Source organism: Serratia sp. GW822-FHT06D09 (assembly GCF_058799515.1).
The window spans coordinates 403907-429417 of sequence record NZ_JBXALO010000002.1 but is presented as its reverse complement, the minus strand read 5'-3'; the positions used below and the strand labels follow the sequence as shown (position 1 = coordinate 429417).

The following is a 25511-nucleotide window of genomic DNA, read 5'->3' as shown; positions in this document are numbered from 1 at the left end:
GTTCGGGGTGAATAATTAAGGGCGCAGAGTTTATCACTCTACGCCCTTAAAATCTCAATTGCGCGCGGCGAAATAGCGGCGGCTAGTGGCAGGAACGAACAATAAGGCCAGGATGACGACATCGGGGATTTTCTGCAGGATTAACACGTGCAGAATTTGGCCGCTGGTCTCGCCCTCCACGGTAAAGACTTCGGGCAAAAAGCTGCCGATGGTCGCCAACAGCAAATAACCGACCACCGCACACTGACAGGCCACATAGACCCAACGCCCCCAATTGCGACCGCGCATTACCGCAAAACCGCAGCTGATTTGCAGGCACAGCAGCACCAGACCAGCCAAAAATATCAGGGTGGAATCCCAGGCCTGGGCGCTGGTGCTGACAAACTCCTGAGCGCCATCGACGCCCAGTTCACCCAACAGCAACAGCACGCTGATGCATTTGATAGCCACCATCGCCGTACCGGCCACCATCACCGGTACTGGCGCATCTGAAGTCGTTCTCATTCCCTGCCTGCTGTTCAGCATGTCTGCCATGTCCATGTTCCGCAACGAAAACGCCGTCTATACCCTCATCTTTCAAGTTGCAGCGTGGTTACCTGCGCTCACACCCCAGTTACTTAAGTAAGCGCCTGGGGAAGAGCGAGCTGGCCGCCTGGCTATAAATCTAAAGCTGTAGGGTATATTCAAACGAGATATATAAAGTCAGGTAATCAATTGCAATACCAATAATTGCAAAAATAGCAGGTTTAATCAGACTCAGCTACGGGCGGCCTTTTGTAATTCGCGCGATCGCTGTTTTTCCGAGCGAGCCATAAACCACCAGGCGATCAGACCGATAATCCCCACCACCAGCAGGATCAAACTGGCCAGGGCGTTGATTTCCGGATTAACCCCCATACGCACGCTGGAGAACACCAGCATCGGCAAGGTGGTCGCGCCCGGCCCGGCGACAAAGCTGGCAATCACCAGGTCATCCAGCGACAGTGTGAATGCCAACATCCAGCCGGCAACCAGCGCCGGTGCAATCATTGGCAGCGTGATCACGAAAAACACCTTCAACGGCGTCGCGCCCAAATCCATCGCGGCCTCTTCGATCGAGCGATCCAATTCACGCAGGCGCGAACTGATCACTACTGAAACGTAGGCAGTACAGAAGGTGACGTGCGCCAGCCAGATGGTGAACATGCCGCGTTCCGACGGCCAACCCAAGGTATGCCCCATCGCCACAAACAGCAGCAGCAGCGACAGACCGGTAATCACATCCGGCATAACCAGCGGTGCGGTTAACATAAAGGCAAAGCCGGTTGAACCACGAAAACGGCCAAAACGCACCATCACCACCGCAGCAATCGCGCCAAGCACTACGGCGGCGGTCGCTGAAGCGGCAGCAATGGTCAGGCTGAGCCCGACGGCGCTGATCATCGCCGAATCATGGAATAACGCGGTATACCAACGCGTCGACCAACCCGCCCACACCGTCACCAGTTTTGAACTGTTGAACGAGTAAATCACCAGCATCAGCATCGGCGCATACAGGAAGGTGAAACCAAGCACCAAAATAGCGATACGCCACGGTGAGCGCACTACCGGCAAGTTGTTCATCCCTGCCCCCCCATTTCCTTGTTCTGGTGCTTGTGGAACCAGATAATCGGCAAAATCAACAGCAGCAGCATCACGGTGGCAACCGCCGAAGCTACCGGCCAATCGCGGTTATTAAAGAATTCCTGCCACAGTACCCGGCCAATCATAATACTGTCAGGCCCGCCCAGCAGTTCCGGGATCACGAACTCGCCGACCGCCGGAATAAACACCAGCATCGAACCGGCAATGATACCGCCGCGGGTCAGCGGCACAATCACGCTGAAGAAGGTTTTCAGCGGTTTGGCGCCCAGATCCAGCGAGGCCTCCACCAGCGAATAATCCAGCCGCGTCAAGGCGGTATAAATCGGCAGCACCATAAACGGCAGGTAGGAGTAAACCACGCCGATATAGACCGCCAGATTGGTATGCAGGATCACCAGCGGCTGATCGATAACCCCAAGCCACAGCAAGAAATTGTTAAGGATGCCGTTGTTTTTCAAAATGCCCATCCAGGCATAAACGCGGATCAAAAATGAGGTCCACGATGGCAGGATCACCAACAGCAGCAAAATATTGCGGGTTGATGCTTTGCTGTGCGCCACTGCCCAAGCCAACGGATAACCAATGATCAGGCAACACACCGTTGACACCGCCGCCACCTGCAGCGACTGCAGATAGGCGTCCAGATACAGCGGATCGTCGGTCAGTTGCAGGTAATTGGCGAAGTTGAGCGCGATGTCCAACTTGCCGTCAGCCCAACTCATCAGGTCAGTGTAGGGCGGGACCGCCAGCGCCAGCTCCGCCAGGCTGATCTTGAACACAATCAGGAACGGTAGCAGGAACAGCAACGTCAGCCACAGCAGCGGCACCGCAATCACCAGTTTGCGGCCGTGGGCCATTTGCAGGCGCTGGAAAAAAGCTTTCAGCGGGCCGGGCCCGTTGGCCGGCGGTTCCGGCGGCGTGCGTTCAGCAAGCATTGTCATAATGATTATTCCTCACCTTCGCCATTCACACCGTTAACACGACACAGCTGTCGGCTTCCCAACACAGCCGCACTTCGTCGCCCCAGGTCGGCATCCCTTTGCGGAAACGGTGACCGTTTTGCAATTGGGCGCTGAGCATCTGGCCGCTGAGCAGCTTCACGTGGTAGATCGACAAATCGCCAAGGTAGGCAATGTGCACCACCTCCCCCACGGCAAAGTTGCAGCCATCTTCCGGGATCTCTTCGCACAGCATGATTTTTTCCGGTCGCAACGCAACCTGGATCGGCACCCCGTCCACCACCGAGGCGTCGGAGTCTACCTTGATTGCATGACGCAAACCGGGGCTTTGCAGGATCAGGGCATCGTCCTGACGCTCTTGCAGCACGCAGTCAAATACGTTGACCGAACCGATAAACTCGGCGCTGAAACGGCTGTTCGGGTGTTCGTAGATCTCTTCCGGCTCGCCGATCTGCACAAACTTGCCGCGATTCATGATGGCGATACGGCCTGCCATGGTCATCGCCTCTTCCTGATCGTGGGTGACCATCACGCAGGTCACGCCGACGCGCTCAAGAATGTCCGTCACTTCCAGTTGCATGCGGTCACGCAGTTTTTTATCCAGCGCGCCCATCGGTTCATCCAGCAGCAGCAGCTTTGGCCGCTTGGCAAGGCTGCGCGCCAGCGCCACACGCTGGCGTTGGCCGCCGGAAAGCTGGTGTGGCTTGCGTTTGGCAAACTCCTGCATATGGACCAGCGACAGCATTTCCGCTACCCGCTCGGTGATTTCCCCACGCGGCATCTTGTCCTGTTTCAGGCCGAAGGCGATGTTTTGCTCCACCGTCATGTGCGGGAACAGGGCGTAGGACTGGAACATCATGTTAATCGGCCGCTGGTATGGCGGCACGTGCGACATGTCTTGCCCATCGAGCACGATTTGCCCTTCCGTCGGCTGTTCAAAACCGGCCAGCATGCGCAACAGCGTCGACTTGCCGCAGCCGGAGGGGCCCAGCAGGGCAAATATTTCGCCTTTGTAGATGGTCAGGCTAACGTCTTCGACCGCATTTTGGCCGTCAAAGGTTTTGGTGAGGTTACGGATTTCCAGCAGAGGGGTGAAGACCTTCTGCGACTTGGCTTGAGGACGAGGGATAGCGTCGTTCAATCGGGGTGCTCTCCGGTGCAAACAGTACAAAAAACCACGGCGATTGCCATGGCCCAAAATGGCAATGCAGGCGGGTAGCCCCGCCTGCTGGTCAAGACAACACTGAAAGCCGGGCCCGGCATTTTGGGCCCTGAGTACTAGCGTCCGCTTTTAACTTTAGTCCAGGCGCGGGTAATCACACGATCCAACTTCGGCGATTGCACGTTCAGCGTGAACAGCTTGGCACGCAGATCGGCCGGTGGGTAGACGTTCGGATTATCACGCACTTCCGCTTTCACCAGCGGAGTGGAGTCCTTCACCGCGTTGGCGTAATAGACGTAGTTGCTGATGCCGGCCATCACATCGGGCTTCATCAGGAAGTTCAGGAACTGGTAGGCGGCGTCCTTGTTTTTGGCATCTGCCGGCATGGCAAACATGTCAAAATAGGTCAGCGCCCCTTCTTTAGGAATGGCATAGGCCACGTTCACGCCGTTCTTCGCCTCTTTGGCGCGGTTGGCCGCCTGCATCACATCACCGGACCAGCCTATCGCTACGCAGATATCGCCGTTCGCCAGGTCATTGATGTATTGAGAAGAGTGGAAGTAACGGATGTTCGGCCGCAGCTTAAGCAGCAGATCGTTGGCCGCACCGGTGTAATCCGCTGCGTTGGTGCTGTTGGGATCCTTGCCCAGGTAGTGCAGTACGGTAGCGTAAACCTCGCTCGGCGCATCCAGGAAGGAAACACCACAGCTTTTAAGCTTCTCGAGGTTCTCTGGCTTGAGGATCAGATCCCAGCTGTCGACCGGCGCATCTTTGCCCAGCACCGCCTTCACCTTGTCGACGTTATAGCCGATGCCGGTGGTCACCATCAGGTAAGGGATACCGTACTTGTTGTCCTTGTCATTATGTGCCACCAACTGCAGCATTTCGGGATCAAGGTTTTTGTAGTTCGGCATCTTGCTCTTGTCGAGCGGCTCGAAAATACCGGCCTTCGACTGGCGCTCAAGGAAGTTGGATGAAGGCACTACCAGATCATAACCGGTGCTGCCCGCCATCAGTTTGCCTTCCAACACTTCATTGGAGTCAAAGACGTCGTACACCACTTTAATGCCGGTTTCTTTCTGGAATTTGGCTAAGGTGTCCGGCGCAATATAGTCGGACCAGTTATAGACGTGCAGCGTTTTTTCCTCGGCTGACGCCGTGACGGACGCGGCCATCAGCAGGCCGGCAACAACACCCGATAACCACTTTTTACGTTGGGTGACCATCCGTAACTTCCTCCAAAACAGGGGTGAATCATAGAATTGAACTTGTATCGCAAACTGATACAAAACCTTTCCTGATCGAGCGCAATCGTTGCAACCGCGGATTGAATAGCTATGCAGTTGATTGCAGACACCTTTTTCAACTGCCCAGCCCGCATGGTCACCTGGGGAATCGCAAGCCCTTAGCAGAATCAGCAGCATAACCGCTGTTGCCAAAACGCACCAGCCTCCGGGGGCAAAAACGGCTTTTATCGATTTTTTATGCAGTTTCTCTCTATGTGATACGCCATTAATGGCATAAACGGCGAGAAATATCGGGCAAAAGAGGGTAAAACGCAGAATATATTATCGTGGAAGGGAATAACGGCAGCATGCCGCCAGAAGGGCGACATGCATAATCTACAGCGGGGATCAGTGCAACATTGGCAGGCGTTCGGCGCTAGCCGGGTTCTCTTCTTCGTCAGCCATAAACAGCAGATCGTTCGCCCGCGCCTCGAGGATCACCATGGAGATCTGCTCTTCGCCCTGCTGCATAAAGTGCGTGAACTGTTCCAGCGTGACGCCCACGGCGATACTTAGTGACTGACAGACGATCAGCTTCGGCAGGTTATCATCCTGGATATCGACAAAGGCTTTGATGGTCAGCGAACTGGCGTTGATCTGGCTGAGATCGGCCACCAGAGGGATCAGCGCGGTCGGCTTCACCTCGGCCAGGGCGGAAAACAGAATAACGTTGTCCACCAGATCGAGTTTGGCGTCAAATACGCCGTCGAAGTTTTGCATGTGCGGCAGGTGCAGCGCCTGACAGGAATCGCACTCAAAGAATGAAATGCCCGATTGATCCAGCCAGCGTCGCAACAACGCCAAATCAGGGACAATGAGTGAATCCATAATACCAGCCTCACAATATTCAAAACGCGAAAAGGCGCATAGCTTACGGAATATTCCCCCGCGATGCCACGATCAATGCGGCTTAATTCGCTATTTGGGCAAATATCGCCGGGAAAAAACCGCAAAGCTGGCGATTGCAAAGCCGATTTTGGTCGGCAACATCAGCCGCCCGACTTGAGACGAAATCCCGCTCTGGCGCGCGGCTCGATATACTCGATCATCATGCCGGCAATATCCAATCCCGTGGTGGTTTCCACCCCTTCAAGCCCCGGTGAGGCGTTCACTTCCATCACCAGCGGGCCGCGAGTCGCTCGCAAAATATCTACCCCGGCGACGTCCAGTCCCAGCGTGGTGGCCGCCTTAACCGCAACAGCTCGCTCTTTGGCGGTGATGCTTACTTTGCGGGCGGTACCGCCACGGTGCAGATTGGACCGGAACTCCCCGGGCTTGGCCTGACGCTCAATCGCGGCCACTACCTTACCGCCGACCACCAGACAACGCACGTCACTGCCCTGTGCCTCGCGAATATATTCCTGCACCAGGATATGGGCGTTAAGGCCGCGAAAGGCGTCAATCACGCTTTCCGCCGCCTGGCGGGTTTCCGCCAGCACCACGCCGATACCCTGCGTCCCCTCCACCAGTTTCACCACCAGTGGCGCACCGCCGACCAGCTCAATCAAATCACCGGTATCGTCCGGCGAATGGGCGAAACCGGTGATTGGCAGATCGATCCCCTGGCGTGCCAGCAACTGCAGCGAACGCAGTTTGTCGCGTGCACGGGTGATCGCCACCGACTCATTCAGCGGGTAACTGCCCAGCAGCTCAAACTGGCGCAGTACGGCGGTACCATAAAAGGTGATGGCGGAGCCGATGCGCGGGATCACCGCATCGTAGCGTTCCAACTGACGGCCGCGATAGTGAATGGTCGGCGCGGCCGGGTTAATGTTCATATAGCAAGAAAGCGGATCGATAATATCCACGCTGTGGCCGCGCTGCTCTGCCGCCTCCACCAAACGCTTGCATGAGTACAGCGTTCCATCGCGCGAAAGAATGGCAATTTTCACTCGTCACCCCAAAAAGGCAATCACCTGCCAGGCAGGCCTGCACCGACGGCCGTCACTCAGGCGCGCGGCTCACTGTCGTTTTTATCGACCGGCGAATGAGGCTTATGCCGATCGTTCTGCGGCGGCTGACCGCCGCGCATTAGCGGGCCGAATCCTTGCACCACGCGCCAAACCAAAAAGGCCGCCGCCGGGACCATCAGCGCCACGCCGAGGAAAATCATGCCCACCGCTGCCTGCTGGGAAGCCAACCAGCCTGGCAATTGAACGTGACCGTGAATGCTCAGATAAGCCAGCACTAATGACAGCATGCCCAGGCCTTCCAAAACCAACACCGTACGGGGTAAGTCACCGAATGAACGCATATTTTTCTTCTCCAGAAGCTCTGCCTCCAGTGTAGTGAATTCCCCCCGATGGCGACAGCCCCGGCGGCTTAATCGGTTAGATGAATCAGATTAACAGGTAATTCCTGCTTTTTTTTCGCTGACCCAACGGGCATAGTAGGCGCCATCAATGCGGGTAATGCTCAACCTTAAGTCTTTTTTGACTGACAGAATGTCATTGCAGTTGCGATTAAATTATTGAATATCAATCTAAGGAGTGTTGCATGTTTGCAGTTATCTTCGGGCGCCCAGGCTGTCCTTATTGTGTCCGTGCGAAAGAGTTGGCGGAAAAACTGACTGAAGAACGTGACGATTTCAACTTCCGTTATGTTGATATCCACGCTGAAGGCATCACCAAAGCCGATCTGGAAAAAACCGTTGGCAAACCGGTAGAAACCGTTCCGCAGATCTTCCTCGATGAGAAACACATCGGCGGCTGCACCGATTTCGAAGCTTATGCCAAAGAAAACCTGAACCTGTTCCAGTAAGTTTCAGGCAATAAAAAAAGGCGCTCAAAGCGCCTTTTTTTATTGCCGTTCGCGGCGGTGACATTGCAGATAAGCCTGCAACAAGCCGCCGATAAACAGCGCCAGCAGCGCGCCAAACATGCACCAGAATACCGCGCTGGTGGCGTAAGCCAATTCCTGCCAGAACGAATAAGAGGGTGTTAACCAAAAGTGGCGGATGATCAGGCACAGCGGCAGTGCATAGAGCGCACCCAGTAACGGGCAGAGAATGCGTTTTTTACTCGACAGATAACTGGCAACCACGCCGGGTATCACGAACAGCAACAGGCCGGTCTCCCCCCGATGCTCATGATCGGTACTGCCAAAGACTCCGCTCTGCTGGCCGAGATACACCAGGCTGAACAGCAGGAAACAGCTCAAAATACCCCACCAATACCGTTCGCTCGCCATACCCTACTCCCCCTTAATCTGTTACCACACCGTAGAAATCAGCCGTGTCACAAAGCCGGTGACGCCTTGCCGAAGAACGGCAACGCTGAACTGAACTTTTTCCTTGGCTACTAAAAGAGAGCTATCCCGCTAAATTTCAGGCTGCGCATCCTCGGCCCCGGCGGCTATGCCGTTGGGCAGAGCACGTCTCTGGCTGCAGACGACGGCGTTGCGGCTTGAAATACAACGGGTAAAAATGCGTTCGGCGGCGCAGGAACTCAGCTTTATGCTGGCTGTCATGCGCCATAGCGACTAGAATAAACGCCGCCGATCGATGGTTCGAATCGCCTTCCGCTGGTTAGTTATTTATGACGTCGATTTTTGACTGAATTTATATCTTATAGTTATCTATATCAAGTACTTACTGGTAAACAATAAGTTATCCTCCGTGAACATAAACGTCGCTAGTTTGTTAAACGGTAACTACATCCTGTTACTGTTCGTGGTACTCGCACTGGGGCTGTGCCTCGGTAAAGTCCGTCTGGGCTCCGTTCAACTCGGTAATTCCATTGGCGTTTTGGTGGTTTCGCTGCTGCTTGGCCAACAACATTTCGCCATTAACACCGAAGCGCTAAATCTCGGCTTTATGCTGTTTATTTTCTGCGTTGGCGTGGAAGCCGGGCCCAACTTTTTCTCGATATTTTTCCGCGACGGTAAAAATTACCTGATGCTGGCGCTGGTAATGGTCGGTTCCGCGATGGTGATCGCCATCGGTCTCGGCAAACTTTTCCACTGGGATATTGGCCTGACCGCCGGCATGCTCGCCGGATCCATGACCTCAACCCCAGTCCTGGTAGGCGCTGGCGATACGCTGCGCAATACCATCACCAACGGCCCGGCGCTGCTGGCGGCACAGGATCATCTGAGCCTCGGCTATGCCCTGACCTATCTGATTGGCCTGGTGAGTCTGATTTTCGGCGCACGTTACCTGCCTAAGCTGCAACACCAGGACCTTTCCACCTCCGCTCAGCAAATTGCCCGCGAACGTGGCCTGGACACGGACAGCCAACGCAAGGTTTATTTGCCGGTTATCCGCGCTTACCGCGTGGGACCGGAGCTGGTGGCCTGGGCCGATGGCAAAAACCTGCGCGAACTGGGCATCTATCGCCAGACCGGCTGCTATATCGAACGCATTCGTCGTAACGGTATTTTGGCAAACCCGGACGGTGACGCGGTGCTACAGGTAGGCGATGAAATCTCGCTGGTTGGCTACCCCGATGCCCATGCACGGCTGGATCCCAGCTTCCGCAACGGCAAAGAGGTCTTCGACCGCGATCTGCTGGACATGCGCATCGTCACCGAAGAGATTGTGGTCAAGAACAGCAATGCGGTGAACAAGCGCCTGAGCCAGCTGAAGCTGACCGATCATGGCTGCTTCCTCAACCGGGTGATCCGTAGCCAGATTGAAATGCCTATCGACGACAGTATCGTGCTCAACAAAGGCGATGTACTGCAGGTCAGCGGCGACGCTCGCCGGGTGAAAAGCGTGGCGGAGAAGATTGGCTTTATCTCGATCCACAGTCAGGTCACCGACCTGTTGGCATTCTGCGCCTTCTTTATCATCGGGCTATTGATTGGCCAGATCACCATCCAGTTCAGCAACTTCTCGTTCGGCATCGGTAACGCCGCTGGCTTGCTGATGTCCGGCATCATGCTCGGCTTCCTGCGTGCCAACCACCCGACCTTTGGCTACATTCCGCAGGGCGCGCTCAATATGGTGAAAGAGTTCGGCCTGATGGTGTTTATGGCCGGTGTTGGCCTGAGCGCCGGTGCCGGTATTGGCCACAGCCTGGGTGCCGTTGGCGGCCAGATGCTGATTGCCGGACTGATCGTAAGCTTGGTGCCGGTGGTGATCTGCTTCCTGTTCGGCGCTTACGTGCTGCGCATGAACCGTGCCCTGCTGTTTGGCGCCATTATGGGGGCCCGCACCTGTGCGCCGGCGATGGAGATTATCAGCGACACCGCACGCAGCAATATCCCTGCCCTGGGCTATGCCGGTACCTATGCTATCGCTAACGTATTGTTAACCCTGGCCGGTTCGCTGATTGTGGTGCTGTGGCCGGGGATCCTCGGCTAAACGATAAGCAATGAAGATGAATCCGTGGCAAAAATATTTTGAAATTTTTATCCCCGGTGAGAACTTTCCTTGCCGGGGGTAGTCTGAATTAGTGCCACTGCTTTTCTTTGATGTCCCCATTTTGTGGAGCCCGTTAGTCCCGCCTTTTTAGGTTCAAGACTATCGGGTTTTTTGTTGCCTGAAATAAAGTGAGCCGGTGGTTCGGCCCAACAAAACCATTAAATTCATTGATACTCAGACGTGACTTATAAGCAGGCGTCACTCATCCGAAAATTGCGATGAACTCAAAGATTGCGCGAATAACTCACCCATTTCGCCATGTCTTGATGGGATATATTCCCACCGCACACCACCATCCCGATCACCGCATTGGCGGGCAGCTTGGGCGCAATGGCCAGCACAGCGGGAATGAGCGTTCCGGAAGCCAATTCGACCCACTGCTTAGCCTCTTCGCCAAAAGCGATCATCCCTTCGATGGCAGCCTTATCTGAAACAACCACTATGTCTTCGACATAAGCTTGAGCATGCGCAAGCATCATTTCGTCAATGATGGGCACCCCCAGCGTGGAAATAATGGACGTGACCTCAATCTCGACAGGTTTCCCGGCGCCAAGCGCCTGATGCATTGAATTGGCGCCCGCAGTTTCAACACCCCAAATTCTGATCTCCGGCTTGATGGTTTTCAGCGCCGTCGCCACACCGGCCAGCATGCCACCGCCACCTACAGCAACAAAAACATCAGTTAAATCAGGACAATCGGCGATAAACTCAAGTGCCAGGGTGCCATGCCCTTCGGCTATCAGCGAATCGTTACAGTCATCGATAACTATATAACCTTCGGCTGCCAAGGCCTTCGCTCGCTCAAACGCCGCATGAACATCCGTTTCTATCATGACGCTACTGCCCAACAGACGGACCCGGTCGATAGCGGTGGAGGGTGCGCTGGGTGGCATAATAATGGTGACGTCAGCGCCAAAGATTTTCGCAGCCTCGGCGATCGCAATACCAAAATTACCGCCGCTCACCGCAACAAACCGGTTATCTTTAAGCTCATCCGCCAGTTTCAAAAATTTGTTAAGCACCCCTCGGGCTTTAAAAGAACCGCCAAGCTGGGTGTTTTCCAGCTTCAGGAAGACGGGCCGCAGGATTTTTTCAGCCAGTTTCGAACCGGGAATGGCCGGCGTGCGAATCACTTTCCCAGATAAACGCTCCGCTGCTTCAATGATGGCGTTAAATTCAATTAATTTTGTCATGTTGGCCCAGTTAGGTAGATTGCGTTGCTGTGTATCGACACCAAACTACATACTTTTACTGCCGTTTTCTATTGCTATACCCCACTGTGCGACACACAAAAAAAGCCCGTTTGGGGGGCTATGGCCAACGGCGCAATGCACTCCCCTAAACGGGCTTTTATCCGGTAATGACTTAGCCGTGCTAATGGTTAGCACGCATCGATATTATTTCTGCTCGGCCTTGTTCACCGTCTCTTCGGCTTTCCACACGCGGTATTTCACTTCCACGTCTTTCGGCACGTAGACCACAATCGGCAAGCGGCTGTTGTAACGCTGCATGGACGCGTCACCCAAATTGGCAGCGATAAATTTCTGCTGTTTGCTATTGTCTGGGCACCCCATCAAGGTGGAGGCCGGATCGGACAGTTTTTCCAACACCAGATAGTCATAGCCCCAGCCGGAAAGGGTTTTGCTTTCCAGCGTGCCGCCGATCATGTGGTGGTTGCAGTCCACTTCCAGCGTTTTGCCGATCAGCAGTTCCACCTTGAAGTTCTCTTCGTGTTCCTGTTTAGGCAGGTAAATCACCTGACGGCTCATACCTTTTTCCGCTTTAGGGTATGGCGCGACCTTTTCCAGCGGCTGTTTGCTGATATCGGTGTCTTCGGCAGAGGTGGCAGCAATGGCGCTGGCGGAAACGGCCATCAGCAGGCCGGAAAATACGACGGATGCCTTGTTCATGTTTTATCCCTACAATGATTAAATGCTTCGCCCATAAGCTAATACACTCCTGACAAGCTCGCCAGCAGTTTAATCTTCTTTACAATGGACAATGGTCAGCAACAACAACCAGAATGCCGACCAAAAATCAGGATAAGCAATCAGCGAGATGCGTTTTCAGCGATATAAGCCTTCACCACCTGGTAGACATAATCCTGACACGCAAGCCCGGTCTGCGGATCGTATTTACCCTGGTTGGTAATATTGTTGGACAGGACGCGAATGCCGACAAAAGGAATATTGAAAGCCGCGGCTATCTGAGCGGCGGAAGCCGTTTCCATCTCTTCTACCGAGGTATGATATTTTTCGCGGAAGTCACGAATGCGATCCAGTTCGCTGTTCCAGACGTCGGCGGAGCCAATCACTCCTTCAACGACCTTGCCCTGCGCGTAGCTGCCCTTAACGCTCTCCGCTATCGCCAACAGTTTAGCGTCTGCCGGGAATTGACGGATCGTATGGGGATTTTTATCCTCACCGGCGCTGCCTTTCGAAGCCAGCAAATCCATAGGTTGCCACTGCCGTGAATCACTGCCTTCGCCCTGTGCTTTTTTCGGCGTTTTAAACGCGCCCAGGCTAACCGAATATTTTCCCAGCACGATGTCATACACTTTCAGCGCAGGATCGTGGCCGCCGGCAGTGCCCTGATTGATGATCGCCACCGGGCGGAACTCGGTCGCGGCGATCGCCGTAGCCGCCGCCGCGTTAGACATGCCTTTCAGCGTTTCCGACACCACGACCGGATAACCGTCCACGGTGCCGCGCCAGAAGCGCCAGCCGCCAATTTGTTCTTCACGCGGGTTGTCCAGACGTTGGGCGAAACGTTCCGCCTCCACCGGCATTGCGCCCTGAACCACAATCGGCCCGGGGACAACACCCTGCTGCGCCACCGTCAGAGGAGAAAACAGCGCGCCACAGACCGCCAACAGCACAAGATTCAATTTTTTTGTCATCGCCACATCTTCCCAATAAAAAGCAAACGATTACCTTAACTGAAAGCCGATAGCTCGCCTATCCCTTTCTCGCAGCAGGCTTGCTCGGGCATTAAGGTTTTCTTAAGACAGAATTATTACAGTGGGGATCTCTATCTCTCTGATTGAATCTGAGCCCTGCGTGAATCCAAAACCTTCACTAAATCAATCCTCAACAACACCCCAAATTCAGACTAACGCCCTTTACTCGCTGCCGGCATCCTTTTACCGTTGGCAGGTTTTTGGGTTGATAGCCAGTGGGTTGCTGTTCCTTTGGCTGTCGCGCAATGAACAGCTGGACTGGGCCATCAGCAATTACTGGTTCGACGCCGCCAGCGGGCATTTTCCGTGGCAGAACAATCACTGGCTGGACTTGATTAACCACCGCCTGCTGAAAATCGGCGTGATTACCGGTGCGGTGCTGGCGCTGTTCTGGGGCATTTATCGCCGTAACCCGCGCATGATTGTCACCATGCTGCTGATCGGCATTGGTCCCTTGGTGGTCGGGATTCTTAAAGCCACCAGCGCACATTCCTGCCCTTGGGATTTAATCGAATACGGCGGTAAGGCGATGTCCTACCCTCTGTTCGGCGCAATACCGGCAGTACCTGGACCAGGGCGCTGCTTCCCCGGCGGTCATGCCTCCAGCGGCTTTGCCGTGATGGCGCTGTTTTTCCTGTTTTATCCGCAACGCCCACGCCTGGCTTACTGGTGTTGGTTCGGCGGCATTGTGCTCGGCATGCTGATGGGTTTTGGTCAGGTCATGCGCGGCGCACATTTTCTTACCCATAACCTGTGGGCGGGTTGGTGGGTCTGGCTCAGCCAACTGGCTGTTTATTGCATGGCGAGCGGGTTTGTCCGCCGCAAGACGAGGTAACTATGATAGAGCAGTTGAATTATCTTCTTTTCGCCTGGATCAACGCGACCCCGGCGTCCCCCGAAGGATCGATCGATGTCGCCACCTTTCTGGCGCGCGATCTGATCGCTATCGTGCCGATGCTGATTATCGGACTATGGCTGTGGGGGCCGCAGAACCAATTGGTGTCGCAACGTGAAGTGGTGGCCAAGACGACAATTGCTCTGCTGTTTGCCATGCTTTCTGCCGCCACTATCGGCATGCTGCTGCCACATGAACGGCCATTCGTCGCCGGTGTGGGGTATACCTTCCTGGCGCATGCGCCGGACAGTTCATTCCCCAGCGATCACGGTACCGCCATCTTTACTTTCGCACTGGCTTTCCTGTTCTGGCACCGTGTCTGGTCGGGGATTTTATTGTTAATCGTGGCGGCTGGCATCGCCTGGTCCCGTGTCTATCTGGGTGTGCACTGGCCGTTGGACATGGTGGGTGGCTTCCTGCTCGGTCTGGTAGGCTGCCTGTTTGCCCAACTGGTGTGGAACCTGTTCGGCGACATCATTGCCGCCAAACTGACGCGCCTGTACCGTTTCCTGTTCGCCTTCCCGATCCGTAAAGGGTGGGTTAAAGAGTAATCTCTCTTCAGACAGGGGCGGCTCCGCCCCTGTTTCACACCACCCCGGTGGTGACACTGAAGGCTCTCATTTTCCCCGCCTCTATCACCATTGCAGGCAGTTTGTCGCCCTTACCGGTGGCCGGTTGGATAAACCTGAACAAACGCTGGCTGCCCTGTTGTGTGACGGGGCGCAGACCATAGTTAAATTGTGCGGTGGAAAAACGCGTGACGTATCGTCTGCCCTTTGAGGCCAACATAAAAAACTCGGCCTGATCGACATACAACGACAAATCGTCCGAACACAGCACGCCCCGATCGGCGATGCTCCCCGTTGGCATCAAGGCCGGTGCCGGTAAATTCTGCCGGAAAATGGCTGCTGGGATGCAGCCATAATTTAATTGGCAGACATAACTCAGCGGTAAAGGCGCTTCGGCGAGATTAGTGATTTGCATATCAATGGAAAATTGTGCGCTGTCCGCCGTCAAGCTCACCGCCGGGCGCAACCTGCACTGCCGATCGGCAAGTTCGCCACTGCCGTACAGCGTCAGGGTATTCCCCTCTAGCTGCAACGCTACACGCTGCATGTTTAATTCTGATGATGAACCATCCTCATACGGCCAGGGTGAATGGAAAGCAACGCCGCTATGAGGATGGCAACGGGCCGCCTTGACACTACGACGGCCCGACTTCAGCGAGTAGCCGTCAAAATCAGCATCCCAAATCGTCATCCCACTGTAGGGCAATACCCGCAGCAAGCCGCGGCTATTTTCCAACGTCAGCATCGGTCCTGCCTGAGCACAATCAACAGCGGTAACCACAAAATCCGCATTGCGGAAAACTTCATCTGGTTGTGTCCCAAACCGCTGTGGCACCAGATTTATTAGCATATCCATAGTTTTTCCCCTGGGTGTTCTCGCAGGTCAAACCTGCATTCAGCACCAAAATGTTATTTAAATAACATATCATCACTGCCAATGTTATACACCACACAGCCTAAAAACGATGATCTGTCCTTCATTTTTTAAAATCACGCTATCCTAACCGTCAGATGAATGTTATTATTCTAACATTATTCACATTGTGCTTTGATCAAACCTCAACAAGGAATCGAAATGACGACTGAAAACATTGATTACGCCCGCTATGTCGACCACACCCTGCTGGCGATGGATGCCACCGAAGAGCAAATCGCCAAACTCTGTGAAGAAGCGCAGCAGCACAACTTCTACGCCGTTTGCGTTAACTCCGGCTATGTGCCGCTGGCTGCGCATCTGCTGCAGGAAAGCGAAGTGAAAATCTGTTCGGTGATCGGCTTCCCTCTGGGTGCCGGCCTGACCGTAGCCAAAGCTTTCGAAGCCAAAGCGGCGATTGCAGCCGGCGCGCAGGAAATTGACATGGTGATCAACGTAGGCTGGCTGAAAAGCGGCCTGCTGGATGAAGTCAAAGCCGACATCGCCGCCGTGCGCGAGGTTTGCGCGGCGATCCCGTTGAAGGTAATATTGGAAACCTGCCTGCTCAGCGATGCGCAGATCGTTCAGGTTTGTGAAATGTGTCGCGAACTTGATGTGGCCTTCGTTAAAACCTCTACCGGCTTCAGCACCGGCGGTGCTCGTGAAGAGCACGTCAAGCTGATGCGTGCGACAGTAGGCAGTGAGATGGGGGTTAAAGCATCCGGCGCCGTGCGCGATCGCGCAACCGCCGAGAAGATGATCAAAGCAGGCGCTACTCGTATCGGCACCAGCTCTGGCGTAGCAATCGTTTCCGGTGATCAGGCTGCCGCCGGCAGCTACTGATAAACTGAGGCGCCTCAGTACCGGGCGCGCGCCGTGATAATCTGATGCGGGGTAATGTGTCCAGCCTTAGGCTGGTCAACTATTACCCCGCATTTGTGTGTTCGGCCCTGGAGAATGGCTCTTAACCCTGTGGGAAGACAGATGGAAACTCGGCGCGAAGAACGAATCAACCGGTTAGTCCAGGCGTTAAAGCGCTCTGACAAGATCCATTTAAAAGAAGCCGCCGTGCTGTTGGGCGTTTCAGAAATGACCATCCGCCGCGATCTCAGCGCGGAACCGGCCGCCGTGGTGCTGTTGGGTGGCTATGTGGTCGCCGATCCCCGCAGCAATGGCGTCACCAACTATTTTGTCTCCGATCAAAAGGCCAAACAGGTCACGGAAAAGCGTCGTATCGGCCTGCTGGCCGCAGCGTTGATCAACGAAAACGACACCGTATTTTTCGACTGCGGCACCACCACCCCGGCGATCATCGATGCCATTGCCGACGATCTGGTGTTCACCGCAGTATGCCACTCGCTAAATACCTTTCTGGCGCTCCAGGACAAACCGAACTGCAAAGTGATCCTGTGCGGCGGTGAATTCAAGCCGAACAACTACATTTTCACCGCCGTCGGCCAGCACAACGAGCTGGATCATATCTGCCCGAATATCGCCTTTATCTCCGCCGCCGGTCTGAGCCTGCAGCATGGCGCCACCTGCTTTAATTTTGACGAGCTGGAAATGAAGCACCGGGCAATGGCCATGGCACAGCAAAAAATCCTGGTGGCCGATCACAGCAAGTTCGGTAAAACCAAGCCCGCCTGCATTGGTCCGCTGACGCAGTTCGACCGGGTGATTACCGATCGTCAGCCCGAGCCGCAGTTTGCGGACTTTTTCAGTGAAAACGCGATCGCCATTCGTTTTTAAGCTGAATTTTACCGTCGGTTCCAGCCGACGGTGCCCTTCACTGGCTCCCTTCTCTTTGCAAAAATTGAACAAATAATCTTCGATTGATACGTAAAACTCTTTATCCACAGCCAATCTCAGGTTAATAAATTGCAACAGTTCTTCCTGCTTATTCCTTTAGCACGGATAAATCCCACACAATATTACTTTCATGCCCGGTATCTGCGGGGTTTTATATGATAAATCGCAATAACATCTACAAGATAAATATCAACAATTGCGCAACCAATTCGGTTTAAATATAACCAATTTGGTTTATTTATATGATGAATGGTTAAGCATTTTTATCCGCTATCCAGTTAAGTAGTTTACCTTCGTTATTAGCGGGATATTTTAAATAAAACCATATAAAACAATTAATTAAAAGTTAATTCACTTAAAATCACAATGTGATCTACGTCACTAAAACCGCTTATTCCGGGTTTTTAGCTAGATCCAAACCCACGCTTAAAATATATTGCTCGGCTTGCTGACAACGGCAGCGTTTTATCTGGTTACAGATCGTCCACACCGGATAAATCCTGAAACATCCATGAGAGCGTTTTCAGCATGAAATCTTACACAAGTGCGCAACATATGCATGAAAAACCAATAAAAAAGCAATTAACCGCACATATTACGCATTTGAGAGCATGATCACGGTTGTTTCTACTGTAAATCGTTATCTTGCCGCCAACGAAAATCGGCAGGCCATGACCTTCCGGCAGCAGTATCGATGTGAGGCCCTTCGGGAGCGGAATATCATTTGATTAATTATCCGCCACACTGGCCAACGGTAATTAGCATAATAAACAACCAGGGGGACGCCAATTATCCCCGCAAGCAACACCTGATTCTTACCGATGCCGCCATCTGCTCTTGCGACATTCGGTTTTAACCTTAAGTTTTGCCTTTAATTTTAAATTAACGTGTTCACTTCGGAGATATTTATGGACACTACACAGACCGGCACCATTGCCTCTGCGGCTTCTGGCTCTACCAGTACCTGGCGTAAAACCGACACCATGTGGATGTTGGGCCTGTACGGCACCGCGATCGGCGCAGGCGTTTTGTTCCTGCCAATCAACGCCGGTATCGGTGGTTTGATTCCCCTGATCATCATGGCCATCATCGCTTTCCCGATGACCTTCTTCGCCCACCGTGGCCTGTGCCGTTTCGTGCTCTCCGGTAAAAATGCCGGTGAAGACATCACCGAAGTAGTTGAAGAACACTTTGGTATCGGCGCCGGTAAGCTGATCACCCTGCTCTACTTCTTCGCCATCTACCCAATCCTGCTGGTTTACAGCGTGGCGATCACCAACACCGTCGACAGCTTCATTACTCACCAGTTGGGTATGACGTCACCACCGCGCGCCATTCTGTCGCTGATCCTGATCGTGGGCCTGATGACCATCGTTCGTTTCGGTGAGCAAGCTATCGTGAAGACCATGAGCATCCTGGTGTTCCCGTTTGTTGGCGTGCTGATGCTGCTGGCCCTGTACCTGATCCCTAACTGGTCCACCGCCATCTTCGACAACGTTTCCCTGTCCGGCGCCGGTACCGGTATGGGCCACGGCCTGATCATCACCCTGTGGCTGGCGATCCCGGTCATGGTGTTCTCCTTCAACCATTCGCCGATCATCTCCGCCTTTGCGGTAGCCAAACGTGAAGAATACGGCCAGGAAGAAGCCGAGAAGAAATGCTCTCGCATTCTGGGCTTCGCTCACATCATGATGGTGTTGACCGTTATGTTCTTCGTGTTCAGCTGCGTGCTGAGCCTGTCGCCGGAAAACCTGGCGGAAGCCAAGGCACAGAACATCTCCATTCTGTCCTACCTGGCCAACCACTTTAACAACCCGATGATCGCCTACATCGCGCCGGTTATCGCCTTTATCGCCATCACCAAATCGTTCCTGGGCCACTACCTGGGCGCACGTGAAGGTTTTAACGGTCTGATCGCCAAATCGATGAAGAGCCGCGGTAAAACCATCAGCACCAACAAGCTGAACCGCATCACCGCCATCTTCATGCTGGTGACTACCTGGATTGTTGCGACCCTGAACCCAAGCATCCTCGGCATGATCGAGAACCTGGGTGGTCCAATCATCGCCATGCTGCTGTTCCTGATGCCGATGTACGCTATCCGTAAAGTGCCTGCCATGCGCAAGTACAGCGGCCACATCAGTAACGTGTTCGTGGTAGTGATGGGCCTGATCGCCATCTCCGCAATCCTGTACAGCCTCTAATCCAGCCCGGCCGGCGCCCTGTGCGCCGGCTTCTCTGCACGGCCCCCTTTCCTGCATTAACGCCTAACACCTGAAGAAGGAGGCGAAACCATGGTCAGCGTTTTCGATATTTTTAAAATTGGTATTGGCCCATCCAGCTCCCACACCGTCGGTCCGATGAAAGCCGGCAAGCTGTTCGCCGATGAGTTGATCGCCAGCCAGCAGTTGATGGATACCACCCGCGTCGTGGTGGACGTCTACGGTTCGCTGTCTCTGACCGGCAAAGGACACCACACCGATATCGCCATCATTATGGGCCTGGCGGGTAACCTGCCGCACGACGTGGATATCGACGGTATCGCCGGTTTTATCCGTGACGTTGAGCAACGCGGTCGCCTGCTGATGGCCAAGGGTCATCACGAAGTGGATTTTCCGCTGCAAACCAGCATGAACTTCCACAGCAATAATCTGCCGCTGCATGAAAACGGCATGCGCATCAGCGCCTTCGCCGACGAACGTCTGCTGCACAGCAAAACCTATTACTCTACCGGCGGCGGTTTTATCGTCGATGAGGAACATTTTGGCCTGTCGGAGGCGAATCCGGTTCAGGTGCCCTTCCCGTTCAATTCGGCGCGTGACTTACAACAGCACTGCAAGGACGCCGGTCTTTCGCTGTCCGGTCTGGTGATGCAAAACGAGCTGGCGTTGCACAGCAAGGCCGAGATCGACGCGCACTTCGCCGAAGTCTGGCAAGTGATGCGTGCCGGTATTGAACGCGGCATGAATACCGAAGGCCTGCTGCCCGGCCCAATGAAGGTTCAGCGCCGCGCCGCAGCTCTGCGCCGTATTCTGGTGACCGGCGACAAGAACAACATCGATCCGATGAACGTCGTTGATTGGATTAATATGTTCGCCTTCGCCGTGAATGAAGAAAACGCCGCCGGTGGCCGTGTGGTGACCGCCCCAACCAACGGTGCCTGCGGCATCATCCCGGCGGTACTGGCCTATTACGACCAGTTTATTCGTCCGGTGAACCCTAATTCCTATAGCCGTTACTTCCTGACCTCCGGCGTCATTGGCGCGCTGTACAAGATGAACGCCTCTATTTCGGGTGCAGAAGTGGGCTGTCAGGGGGAAGTGGGCGTCGCCTGCTCCATGGCGGCGGCAGGTCTGGCGGAATTGATGGGCGGCAGCCCAGCTCAGGTTTGCATCGCGGCGGAGATCGCCATGGAGCACCATCTGGGGCTGACCTGCGATCCATTGGCTGGCCAGGTTCAGGTGCCCTGTATCGAACGTAACGCGATTTCCGCGGTGAAAGCGGTCAATGCAGCACGTATGGCGCTGCGTCGTACCAGCGAGCCGCGGGTGTGCCTGGATAAGGTGATTGAAACCATGTATGAGACGGGCAAGGACATGAACGCCAAATACCGTGAGACGTCGCAGGGCGGTCTGGCGATCAAGGTGGTCGCCTGTAACTGATAAAAGCAGAGGGCGCCATCATGCGCCCTCTGTTTGATAATAACGTGGTCTTTGAACCCTCGTGATAACTAGCCGAACACGCTGCCGAACCACTGGGTCAGTTTCATCATCACCATGTCCCAGATACGGCTGAAGAAGTTCCCTTCTTTCACCTCTTGCATCGCCACCAGCGGATATTGCTCGATGGTTTTGCCGTCAAGCTGGAAATCGATGGTGCCAACCACCTGATTTTTTGCCAATGGCGCTTCCAGCGTCGGCTGGTTCAGCTTGTAACTGGCCTTCAGGTTTTTCATTTGCCCTTTCGGGATAGTAACCGCCGCATCTTTCGCTACGCCCAACGGCACCTCGCCAACGTCGCCAAACCACACTTTCTGGGTAACAAACGGCTTGTCGGTTTTGATAGGGGTGGCGGTTTCGTAGAAGCGGAAGCCCCAGGTCAGCAGCTTTTCACTTTCGCTAAAGCGGACGCGATCGCTCGGCGCGCCCAGCACTACCGAGATCAAACGCATCGGGCCGTCGGTGGCCGAGGCCACCAGGTTATGACCGGCGCCACCGGTGTAACCGGTTTTAATGCCGTCAACGTTCAGGTTGGAGCTCCACAACAGACGGTTGCGGTTAACCTGGCGGATCTTGTTGAAGGTGAACTCTTTTTCTTTATGCAGCGCATATTCATCCGGCACGTCGCGGATCAGTGCCTGACTCAGCAGCGCCATATCACGCGCAGTGCTGTACTGCCCTTCCGCATCCAGACCGTGCACCGTCAGGAAATGGGTGTTCTGCAGGCCCAGCGATTTGGCGTAGTTGTTCATCAGGCCGACAAACGAATCCTGGCTACCCGCGACATAATCGGCCAGCGCGATGCTGGCGTCGTTACCCGACTGAATGACGATGCCTTTGTTGAGCTCCATCACCGGCACCTGGTCGCCCGGCTTGATAAACATCAGCGAGGAGCCACGCAACGCCGGGTTACCGGTTGCCCAGGCATCTTTACCTACGGTGACCATGTCTTCCGGCTTGATCTTGCCGGCCTTGATCGCCTGGCCAATCACGTAGCTGGACATGATCTTGGTCAGGCTGGCGGGATCGAGCCGGGTATCGGCATTGCCCTCCGTCAGAATTTTGCCGCTGTTGTAATCCATCAGCACAAAAGCTTTGGCATCAACCTGCGGGGCTGCCGGTGCTTCTGCCGCCTGTACGACAGGCGCAGCCAAGAACAGGATGCTGACGCTAAAGGTTAATTTTTTCAGGGTAGTGGAAAAGTTTTTTTTCATCATGACGTCGCCAGAGTATCCATTCAAATCATTGAAATAGCGTTAACTTTCAAACATATTCACGTTTTCAGCCAACCAGCGAGAGTGGCCCGATACGCGTTTTCCAACCGCAAACTCCCTGCGGCCCCATGACGGGTTGAGCGGCGTACCGAAAATGCCCTTGCTGTGAGTTTATTAGATTCATCTTATTTTTGCAGGGTTTAGCGCGAATTTTCAGCATTTTTACATAACTGTACGCTGTTACGCGTAAATTGGATAAAAAGCCGACGGTGCGTCGTTTTTTTAAACGGCCCACGGCCATACGGCTGAACATCTGCACCGCTGAACATCCATGCCTCCATACGTCCAAATTGAATTAATATATTCCAAAAAAGCATATTGAGTGGTTATTTGTTCTTTTTAATGGGCTTATTGACAGCGCTATCATCCAGATAACGGCTTTAAACCGAATTATTCTGGAGATCCTCATGGCAATACCGCATTCCGTCATCGATATGATCGGTAACACCCCGATGCTGGAACTGACTCAGTTCGATACCGGCCCCTGCCGCCTGTTCGTCAAGCTTGAGAATCAAAACCCCGGCGGCTCCATCAAAGACCGCGTAGCGCTGTCGATGATCGAGCAAGCGGAACGCGACGGCAGCCTGCAGCCCGGCGGCACCATCATTGAAGCCACCGCCGGCAACACCGGCTTGGGCCTGGCGCTGGTGGCGGCCCTGAAGGGGTATAAGCTGCTGTTGGTGGTGCCGGACAAGATGAGCCGCGAGAAGATTTTCCATCTGCGCGCCCTGGGGGTAGAAGTGGTGCTGACCCGCTCCGACGTGGGCAAGGGGCACCCGGCTTACTATCAGGATTACGCCAAACGGCTGGCCGACGAAATCCCCGGTGCGTTTTATATCGATCAGTTTAACAACCCCGCCAACCCGGCGGCCCATACCCGCACCACCGCGCCGGAACTGTGGCAGCAGATGGAGCATCAGGTCGATGCCATCGTGGTTGGCGTCGGTTCCGGCGGCACACTCGGCGGCCTGAGCCACTATTTTGCCGAAGTCTCGCCGCAAACCGAGTTCGTGTTGGCGGATCCGGCCGGCTCGATCCTGGCGGACTATCTTGATAACGGCCAGATCGGCGAGGCCGGCAGTTGGCTGGTGGAAGGGATCGGCGAAGATTTCATTCCGCCGCTGAGCGACTTTAACCAGGTGCGCAATGCCTATCGTATCGGCGATGCCGAAGCCTTCACCACCGCGCGCGATCTGCTGCGTAAAGAAGGCGTGTTGGCAGGCTCATCCACCGGCACCCTGCTGGCGGCAGCGCTGCGCTATTGCCAGGCACAAACAGAGCCGAAACGCGTGGTCACCTTCGTCTGCGACAGCGGCAACAAATACCTGTCTAAAATGTATAACGACCACTGGATGCTGGAACAAGGCCTGCTGAGCAAGCCGCAGCATCAGGATTTACGCGATTTGATCGCCTACCGTCATGACGAAGGGGCCGCCGTTTCGGTCGCACCGGAAGACACGCTGGCTATCGTTCATGCCCGTATGCGGCTGTATGACATCTCGCAGCTGCCGGTGCTGGAAGGCGATCGGGTTGTCGGCCTGATCGACGAGTGGGATCTGCTCAATGCCGTGCAGGCGGACGCCAGCCACTTCAGTCTGCCGGCCGCCCGTGCCATGACCCATTCGGTCAATACGCTGCAAAAAGAAGCCAGCTATCAGGATTTACTGGCCACCTTCAATCACGGCCACGTAGCGGTCGTCCTCGACGGTGAGCGTTTCCTCGGTTTGATTACCCGCACAGACGTGCTTAACGCCTGGCGCCAAAAATTACGTTAATAAGGAATGATTGTATGGCCAAGTTTGATACGTTGACGGTTCATGCCGGTTACACGCCAGATGCCACCGGTGCGGTAATGCCGGCCATTTATGCGACCTCCACCTACGCCCAACCGGCGCCGGGGGAGCATACCGGTTATGAATATTCACGCAGTGCCAACCCAACGCGCACCGCGTTGGAGAGCGCCATTGCCGAACTGGAAGGCGGCAGCCGTGGGTATGCCTTTGCCTCTGGCCTGGCCGCCTGTTCAACGGTGCTGGAGCTGCTCGATCAGGGCAGCCATCTGGTGGCGGTCGACGACCTGTACGGCGGCACCTATCGCCTGCTGGAGAAGGTCCGCAGCCGTACCGCAGGCCTGCGCGTCACCTATGTTTCCCCGGCGGACCTTGCCGGGCTGGAACAGGCAATCGAACCGGATACCAAAATGATCTGGGTTGAAACGCCGACCAACCCACTGCTGAAATTGGCTGATCTGAGCGCCATCGCCACCATCGCTAAAAAACACGGTTTGATCAGCGTAGCGGACAACACCTTTGCCTCGCCTTATATCCAGCGTCCGCTGGATCTCGGCTTTGATGTGGTAGTGCATTCCGCCACCAAATACCTCAACGGCCATTCCGACGTGGTCGCCGGTGTCGCTGCGGTGGGGAATAACCCAGAGTTGGCCGAGCAGCTCGGCTTCCTGCAAAACGCGGTGGGCGGCATTCTCGATCCGTTCAGCAGCTTCCTGACGCTGCGCGGCATCCGCACCCTGGCATTGCGTATGGAGCGTCACAGCAATAGCGCCTTGCGTATTGCCCAGTGGCTGGAAGGCCAACCTCAGGTAGAAGAAGTCTACTACCCTGGTCTGCCGAGCCACCCGCAGCACGCGTTGGCGGCCAGGCAGATGAGCAGCTTTGGCGGCATGATTTCCGTACGGCTGAAAGGCGATGATGCCTATGCGCGCCGGGTGATCAAACGTTCACAGCTGTTTACCCTGGCAGAGAGCCTCGGCGGCGTGGAAAGCCTGATCAGTCAGCCGTTCAGCATGACTCACGCTTCTATCCCGCTGGAACAGCGGATGAAAACCGGTATTACGCCGCAATTGCTGCGCCTGTCGGTAGGGATTGAGGATGCGGAAGATTTGATCGCCGATCTGCAGCAGGCACTGGCAGAGTAATTCAAAACAATCGGGTCGAACATGTTCGACCCGACTCACCCGG

The 25511-nt window shown here is 54.8% G+C and carries 24 protein-coding genes; 10 read left to right on the top strand and 14 right to left on the bottom strand.

Annotated elements, in window-relative coordinates; all coding sequences use genetic code 11:
* Window positions 1-54: 54 nt before the first annotated feature.
* The 8 genes from AC1RKG_RS05795 to AC1RKG_RS05760 form a co-directional block, all read right to left on the bottom strand.
* Complete coding sequence (locus tag AC1RKG_RS05795; RefSeq protein ID WP_116691166.1) at window positions 55-534, bottom strand: YbjO family protein; 480 nt, start codon at window positions 532-534, stop codon at window positions 55-57.
* 222 nt (window positions 535-756) lie between these two features.
* Complete coding sequence (potI, locus tag AC1RKG_RS05790) at window positions 757-1602, bottom strand: putrescine ABC transporter permease PotI (protein WP_020826081.1); 846 nt, start codon at window positions 1600-1602, stop codon at window positions 757-759.
* The gene (gene potH, locus AC1RKG_RS05785; protein ID WP_020826080.1) at window positions 1599-2564 is read right to left on the bottom strand and encodes a putrescine ABC transporter permease PotH; all 966 of its coding nucleotides are present in this window, start codon (window positions 2562-2564) and stop codon (window positions 1599-1601) included. Before potH ends, potI begins: the two co-directional genes overlap by 4 nt.
* Window positions 2565-2589: 25 nt before the next feature.
* The gene (gene potG / locus AC1RKG_RS05780) at window positions 2590-3723 is read right to left on the bottom strand and encodes a putrescine ABC transporter ATP-binding subunit PotG (RefSeq protein ID WP_020826079.1); all 1134 of its coding nucleotides are present in this window, start codon (window positions 3721-3723) and stop codon (window positions 2590-2592) included.
* A 137-nt stretch (window positions 3724-3860) separates the two neighbouring features.
* Window positions 3861-4970 (bottom strand): spermidine/putrescine ABC transporter substrate-binding protein PotF, encoded by a 1110-nt coding sequence (potF, locus tag AC1RKG_RS05775; protein ID WP_020826078.1) that lies wholly within the window; start codon window positions 4968-4970, stop codon window positions 3861-3863.
* A 408-nt stretch (window positions 4971-5378) separates the two neighbouring features.
* A complete protein-coding gene (locus AC1RKG_RS05770; protein WP_493182340.1) occupies window positions 5379-5858 on the bottom strand; it encodes a type III secretion system chaperone family protein in 480 nt (159 codons plus the stop codon).
* Window positions 5859-6019: 161 nt separating this feature from the next.
* On the bottom strand, window positions 6020-6922 hold the full coding sequence (gene rimK, locus AC1RKG_RS05765) for a 30S ribosomal protein S6--L-glutamate ligase (RefSeq protein WP_046374023.1): 903 nt from the start codon (window positions 6920-6922) through the stop codon (window positions 6020-6022).
* 56 nt (window positions 6923-6978) lie between these two features.
* A complete protein-coding gene (locus tag AC1RKG_RS05760) occupies window positions 6979-7284 on the bottom strand; it encodes a YbjC family protein (protein WP_020826075.1) in 306 nt (101 codons plus the stop codon).
* Window positions 7285-7526: 242 nt separating this feature from the next.
* Here AC1RKG_RS05760 and AC1RKG_RS05755 point away from each other — a divergent pair, with 242 nt between their 5' ends.
* Window positions 7527-7790: a GrxA family glutaredoxin gene (locus tag AC1RKG_RS05755; RefSeq protein ID WP_012006074.1), complete on the top strand. Its 264-nt coding sequence runs from the start codon at window positions 7527-7529 to the stop codon at window positions 7788-7790.
* Window positions 7791-7829: 39 nt separating this feature from the next.
* On the opposite strand, the gene AC1RKG_RS05750 is transcribed toward AC1RKG_RS05755, so the two are convergent.
* Window positions 7830-8219 (bottom strand): inner membrane protein YbjM, encoded by a 390-nt coding sequence (locus tag AC1RKG_RS05750; protein ID WP_048761796.1) that lies wholly within the window; start codon window positions 8217-8219, stop codon window positions 7830-7832.
* Window positions 8220-8646: 427 nt separating this feature from the next.
* Here AC1RKG_RS05750 and AC1RKG_RS05745 point away from each other — a divergent pair, with 427 nt between their 5' ends.
* Window positions 8647-10335, top strand: coding sequence for an aspartate:alanine antiporter (locus AC1RKG_RS05745; RefSeq protein ID WP_041414378.1), 1689 nt, complete (start codon window positions 8647-8649; stop codon window positions 10333-10335).
* 284 nt (window positions 10336-10619) lie between these two features.
* Here the strand turns inward: AC1RKG_RS05745 and AC1RKG_RS05740 are convergent, their stop codons facing one another.
* From AC1RKG_RS05740 to AC1RKG_RS05730, 3 genes are all read right to left on the bottom strand, one after another.
* Window positions 10620-11588 carry a threonine ammonia-lyase gene (locus AC1RKG_RS05740; RefSeq protein ID WP_493182338.1) on the bottom strand — a complete coding sequence of 323 codons (969 nt, stop codon included), beginning with the start codon at window positions 11586-11588 and terminating at the stop codon, window positions 10620-10622.
* A gap of 204 nt (window positions 11589-11792) precedes the next feature.
* Window positions 11793-12305: a serine protease inhibitor ecotin gene (gene eco / locus AC1RKG_RS05735; RefSeq protein WP_046374026.1), complete on the bottom strand. Its 513-nt coding sequence runs from the start codon at window positions 12303-12305 to the stop codon at window positions 11793-11795.
* A 140-nt stretch (window positions 12306-12445) separates the two neighbouring features.
* Window positions 12446-13294, bottom strand: a complete 849-nt coding sequence (locus AC1RKG_RS05730; RefSeq protein WP_493182336.1) for a 5'-methylthioadenosine/S-adenosylhomocysteine nucleosidase — start codon at window positions 13292-13294, stop codon at window positions 12446-12448.
* A gap of 160 nt (window positions 13295-13454) precedes the next feature.
* Here AC1RKG_RS05730 and AC1RKG_RS05725 point away from each other — a divergent pair, with 160 nt between their 5' ends.
* Both AC1RKG_RS05725 and ybjG read left to right on the top strand, forming a co-directional pair.
* A complete protein-coding gene (locus tag AC1RKG_RS05725) occupies window positions 13455-14189 on the top strand; it encodes a phosphatase PAP2 family protein (RefSeq protein ID WP_046375060.1) in 735 nt (244 codons plus the stop codon).
* Between the two features lie 5 nt (window positions 14190-14194).
* A complete protein-coding gene (ybjG, locus tag AC1RKG_RS05720) occupies window positions 14195-14800 on the top strand; it encodes an undecaprenyl-diphosphate phosphatase (protein WP_041415284.1) in 606 nt (201 codons plus the stop codon).
* 34 nt (window positions 14801-14834) lie between these two features.
* On the opposite strand, the gene AC1RKG_RS05715 is transcribed toward ybjG, so the two are convergent.
* On the bottom strand, window positions 14835-15674 hold the full coding sequence (locus tag AC1RKG_RS05715) for an aldose epimerase family protein (protein WP_493182334.1): 840 nt from the start codon (window positions 15672-15674) through the stop codon (window positions 14835-14837).
* A gap of 219 nt (window positions 15675-15893) precedes the next feature.
* Between AC1RKG_RS05715 and deoC the strand changes: the two genes are divergently transcribed.
* The 4 genes from deoC to AC1RKG_RS05695 all read left to right on the top strand — a co-directional run bounded on the left by deoC (window position 15894) and on the right by AC1RKG_RS05695 (window position 21202).
* The gene (gene deoC / locus AC1RKG_RS05710; protein WP_020826066.1) at window positions 15894-16574 is read left to right on the top strand and encodes a deoxyribose-phosphate aldolase; all 681 of its coding nucleotides are present in this window, start codon (window positions 15894-15896) and stop codon (window positions 16572-16574) included.
* A 141-nt stretch (window positions 16575-16715) separates the two neighbouring features.
* On the top strand, window positions 16716-17480 hold the full coding sequence (deoR, locus tag AC1RKG_RS05705) for a DNA-binding transcriptional repressor DeoR (protein ID WP_046374028.1): 765 nt from the start codon (window positions 16716-16718) through the stop codon (window positions 17478-17480).
* 968 nt (window positions 17481-18448) lie between these two features.
* Window positions 18449-19744 carry an HAAAP family serine/threonine permease gene (locus tag AC1RKG_RS05700; RefSeq protein WP_020826064.1) on the top strand — a complete coding sequence of 432 codons (1296 nt, stop codon included), beginning with the start codon at window positions 18449-18451 and terminating at the stop codon, window positions 19742-19744.
* Between the two features lie 90 nt (window positions 19745-19834).
* Window positions 19835-21202: an L-serine ammonia-lyase gene (locus tag AC1RKG_RS05695; RefSeq protein WP_020826063.1), complete on the top strand. Its 1368-nt coding sequence runs from the start codon at window positions 19835-19837 to the stop codon at window positions 21200-21202.
* Between the two features lie 68 nt (window positions 21203-21270).
* Here AC1RKG_RS05695 and AC1RKG_RS05690 read toward each other — a convergent pair whose 3' ends face one another.
* The gene (locus AC1RKG_RS05690; RefSeq protein WP_165366431.1) at window positions 21271-22476 is read right to left on the bottom strand and encodes a serine hydrolase; all 1206 of its coding nucleotides are present in this window, start codon (window positions 22474-22476) and stop codon (window positions 21271-21273) included.
* Window positions 22477-22940: 464 nt separating this feature from the next.
* On the opposite strand from AC1RKG_RS05690, the gene AC1RKG_RS05685 reads away from it, so the two are divergent.
* Window positions 22941-24308 carry a pyridoxal-phosphate dependent enzyme gene (locus tag AC1RKG_RS05685; protein ID WP_115059325.1) on the top strand — a complete coding sequence of 456 codons (1368 nt, stop codon included), beginning with the start codon at window positions 22941-22943 and terminating at the stop codon, window positions 24306-24308.
* A gap of 14 nt (window positions 24309-24322) precedes the next feature.
* On the top strand, window positions 24323-25468 hold the full coding sequence (locus tag AC1RKG_RS05680) for a trans-sulfuration enzyme family protein (protein ID WP_046374031.1): 1146 nt from the start codon (window positions 24323-24325) through the stop codon (window positions 25466-25468).
* Window positions 25469-25511 lie beyond the last annotated feature (43 nt).